Here is a 427-nt window from a genome sequence, read left to right as displayed (position 1 = left end):
TGGTGCTGCTGCTGCACCACATCACCACCGACGAATGGTCGGACGCACCCCTGCTGACAGATCTCGAACACGCCTACCCATCAAGACATTCCGGACAGTCACCGACCTGGGAACCGCTACCGGTCCAGTACGCCGACTACGCCCTGTGGCAACACCACCTTCTCGACCAGACCGCCGAGGAACATCTGCAGTTCTGGACCGACACCCTGGCCGACGCCCCCGACGAACTCCCACTCCCCACCGACCGCGCCCGCCCCGCCACACCCTCCGGCACCGGCGGCACGGTGGACCTGACTCTCGATCCCGACAGCGTCGAAGCGTTGCGAGAAGTGGCTGCCGATGAGCAGGTCAGCATGCTCATGGTGTTGCATGCGGCGGTGGCGGTTCTGTTGCGCCGGTTGGGTGCTGGCACCGACATCGTCGTCGG

At 65.6% G+C, this 427-nt stretch carries 1 protein-coding gene; it reads left to right on the top strand.

What is annotated here, in order from left to right; all coding sequences use genetic code 11:
* Window positions 1–427 (top strand): condensation domain-containing protein (locus ACZYYX_RS29445; RefSeq protein WP_463818375.1); only part of this gene is annotated, 427 nt, incomplete at both ends.

This window comes from Mycobacterium sp. IDUB_1, from assembly GCF_055419625.1.
The sequence above is the reverse complement of the archived record's forward strand: the minus strand, read 5'-3'. Positions and strand labels throughout refer to the sequence as shown.